The following is a 3,447-nucleotide window of genomic DNA, read 5'->3' as shown; positions in this document are numbered from 1 at the left end:
CAGCGACATTCCGGAATTGCGCGACATCATGGAGGCGTTGCTCGCCGCCCGACTGAAGCTTCGCGAGCAGTTCACGGTGCTGCATGAAAAACTGTTGTCGATCGTGAAGGATAACACGGTTTGCAGGCGGTTGATGACCGTGCCAGGTGTCGGCCCTGTCGTTGCGCTGGCCTTCTACGCCACGGTCGACATTCCTGCCCGCTTCAGGAATTCGAAGGCCGTGGGTCCGTCTCTCGGATTGACGCCGCGTTTACATCAATCAGGCGAGGATAATCGCGTCGGGCGTGTTTCTCTATGCGGTGACGCCATGATGCGGACGTTGCTTTATGAAGCCGCGCAAGTTTTGCTGACGGTGGTGAAAAAGTGGTCATGGTTGAAGGCTTGGGCGATGAACGTCGCCAAACGCCGTGGCCGGCAAAGAGCGACCGTCGCCCTTGCTCGCAGATTGGCGGTTATCATGCATAGAATATGGTCCGACGGCAGTGAGTTCCGCTGGGCGCGAGAGGATGTAGCAGCGGCGAAATTATAGCCGGTCCATCGAAGGAAAGGGAAAAGCCGATAACGAGACCGCCAGGGGTGGATGAATGTCCTTCGCGGGACGAAGGATGAAGAGAGGACGTGCCGGGACTCGTATCGATCGTGAGCACACGGTGAGAACGCTGTTTAGATTGTCCCCTTCATTCTAACTGATCCCATGCTGGGAGGGCCTGCGCGCCGATCCCGAAGAGAAGCAAGGCCCCGCGAAAGACATCAAAAAGCCATTGGCCGAGGAAGGCTTGAAGGCGCTTGACTTCAACACGCCGAATAGAGAAGTCCCGGCATTTGCTGGAGCGGATTAAGCTTGAAGCGTTCGGGCTGTGTGGCCCAAGCCTTGCAGATGAACTCATAAGGGGTGAGGCCTTTGAGGGTCTTGAGCCTGCGTCCGAAGTTGTAGGCCGCGACGAAGTCGGCAAGGTGCTGGCGGAGCTGGTCGTGGCTCTCATAGTAGAAGCGCCTGACGGTGGCATCCTTGATGGTCCGGTTCATCCTCTCGACCTGGCCGTTGGTCCACGGGTGCCTTGCCGGTGTTCGATGTCGTTTTTGGCGCAGGCGTATTCGAAGGCATGGGCGCGGAAGAGTTCGCCGTTTGCGATGGCCTCCTTGATCAGTGGCACGGCCGAGCCGCCGGCGCCGGGGGTGGTGAACTGGATGCCATTGTCGGTGAGCACAGTGTGGATCTTGTAGGGGACGGCCGCGATCAGGCGCAGCAGGAAGTCTCTCGAGACGGCGGTGGTGGCCTTCTCATGCAGCTCAACAAAGGCGAATTTCGAGGTTCGGTCGATGGCGACGAACATGTGCAACTTGCCCTGTTCGGTGCGCACCTCGGCGACGTCGATGTGGAAGTAGCCGATCGGATAGCTTTTGAATTTCTTCTTCGCCGGCTTGTCGCCCTCTACGTCCTGCAAGCGGCCGATGCCGTGGCGTTGCAGACAACGATGCAATGACGAACGCGTCAGGTGCGGGATTGTCGTTTGCAAGGAGTAGAGGCAATCGTCCAGCGGCAGCAGCGTGTAGCGGCGGAAGGCGACGATGACGGCCTCTTCCTCGACAGACAGAACCGTCGATCTCGGCTCTCTCGGACCGGTCGGCAGATCGGCCACCGAGGTCCGCTACCGCCACTTGGCGACGGTCTTCTGGTTGATCCCGTAGCGTTTGGCCAGTGCCCTCAGGCTCTCTTGATGGGATGGACGGCGCCCGCAACGGCATCATCCTTGATGAGGGGTGTGCCAAGATGGCTGCTGTCGAACATTCATCTGAAGGAGCACCGTCCATGGACAAGACTACCATCAATCTGAGCGCTGTCGTTACCGTTGGCCTCGATCTGGCCAAGCACGTCTTCCAGGTTCACGCGGTCGATGTCGCAGGCCGCGTCGTCACTACCCGGGCGATTCGGCGCAAGGATGTTCTGACATTCTTCGAATCTCTACCATGCTGCCTCATTGGCCTGGAAGCATGCGGTTCGGCGCACCACTGGGCTCGCGAACTGACGAAGTTCGGCCATGAAGTGCGGTTGATGCCGCCAGCCTATGTGAAGGCTTACCTGCGTCGTCAGAAGAACGACGCTGCCGATGCAGCAGCCATCTGCGAGGCGGTGACGCGCCCTTCCATGCGCTTTGTCCCGGTGCGATCGGTCGAGAACCAGGCGGCCCTCATGCATCATATGGTGCGTGAACTTCTGGTGGCTCAGCGCACGCAACTGCTCAATGCCCTTCGCAGTCATCTGGCCGAAATCGGGATCATCGCCGCGCAAGGACCGAACAACGCACGCGCATTGGCTACTCTCGTCATCGAGGGCAACGACATGATCCCGGTAGCCGTGCGTTCGGCACTGTTACCTTTGGTGCACCAATTGACGGAACTCGATGACGAGATCAGGCAGAGCGATCGGGCAATTATGGCCCTCGCCAAAGCTGATGAAACGGCACGCCGTCTGATGACCGTTCCTGGCATCGGTCCAGTCACTGCGTCTGCCCTTGTGGCGAGTGTCCAGGATATCTCCGCCTTCTCGGGTCCGCGCGAATTCGCCGCCTTTTTAGGGCTCACGCCAAGGCAGAACTCCTCCGGCGGAAAGGAACGGCTGGGGCGCGTCTCCAAGATGGGAAACCGATATCTACGCAAGCTGCTCGTGGTCGGTGCGCACGCCGTTCTCTTCCATCGCAGACGCAGCAGTGATGCTTTGAGAAGCTGGGCAGATCGCCTCTTGGAGGCCAAGCCCTTCAAGCTTGTCGCCGTAGCAACGGCCAACAAGCTCGCCCGTATCGTCTTCGCACTCATGCGCGACGTGACACACTATGCCGGCACACCGGCGTAACAACAACATCGGCTAAGGCCGGGACCGGAATCGAGGGTGACAATGACGTGATGGGAACAGACGAGAATAGATCCTGAAAGCCTGCTGCATAGTCGGAGCTTCGAGCTCGCTCTCTTGATCAGGCCAAAGGCTCAGCGGATACCATCAGGGCCAGCGGTCACAAGACCGCAACAACAGGCCGGAGACATGACCGCACCCGCGACTATCCCATCGCCAAAAACAAACCCTTGATCAGCGGGCGCCGTCCAGACATGATCAGCGGGCGCCGTCCAGACAACAACAGGCCGGAGACATGACCGCACCCGCGACTATCCCATCGCCAAAAACAAACCCTTGATCAGCGGGCGCCGTCCAGACATGATCAGCGGGCGCCGTCCAGACATGATCAGCGGGCGCCGTGGATCGCCTCTGTCGTCGTGGCGCTCCCATGAAGAACCTGGCCCATAGTGCATCCCTCGATTCGGAAGATAAGGATGCCCCATCAAAGATCCCATGACCGGTGGTGGATAGCGACCTGCGCTCTGGCAGAGTGGGGTTGCTGACCAACAACTCTGTGGAGGCCAATCATGCGTGTTGTAGCCGATCGATCTGCGGCG

At 59.4% G+C, this 3,447-nt stretch carries 2 protein-coding genes and 1 pseudogene; 2 read left to right on the top strand and 1 reads right to left on the bottom strand.

The window, feature by feature from the left end; genetic code table 11:
- A partial coding sequence (locus B5V02_RS30785) for a transposase (protein WP_146606180.1) occupies window positions 1-529 on the top strand: 529 nt, incomplete at its 5' end.
- A 263-nt stretch (window positions 530-792) separates the two neighbouring features.
- Here B5V02_RS30785 and B5V02_RS30780 read toward each other — a convergent pair.
- A pseudogene (locus B5V02_RS30780) lies at window positions 793-1,709 on the bottom strand (IS481 family transposase).
- A gap of 122 nt (window positions 1,710-1,831) precedes the next feature.
- Between B5V02_RS30780 and B5V02_RS30775 the strand changes: the two are divergent.
- Window positions 1,832-2,851 carry an IS110 family RNA-guided transposase gene (locus B5V02_RS30775; RefSeq protein ID WP_167458737.1) on the top strand — a complete coding sequence of 340 codons (1,020 nt, stop codon included), beginning with the start codon at window positions 1,832-1,834 and terminating at the stop codon, window positions 2,849-2,851.
- Window positions 2,852-3,447: the final 596 nt, after the last annotated feature.

Origin of the sequence: Mesorhizobium kowhaii (assembly GCF_003253745.1) — a bacterium.
Lineage (GTDB): Bacteria > Pseudomonadota > Alphaproteobacteria > Rhizobiales > Rhizobiaceae > Mesorhizobium > Mesorhizobium kowhaii.
The sequence above is the reverse complement of the archived record's forward strand: the minus strand, read 5'-3'. Positions and strand labels throughout refer to the sequence as shown.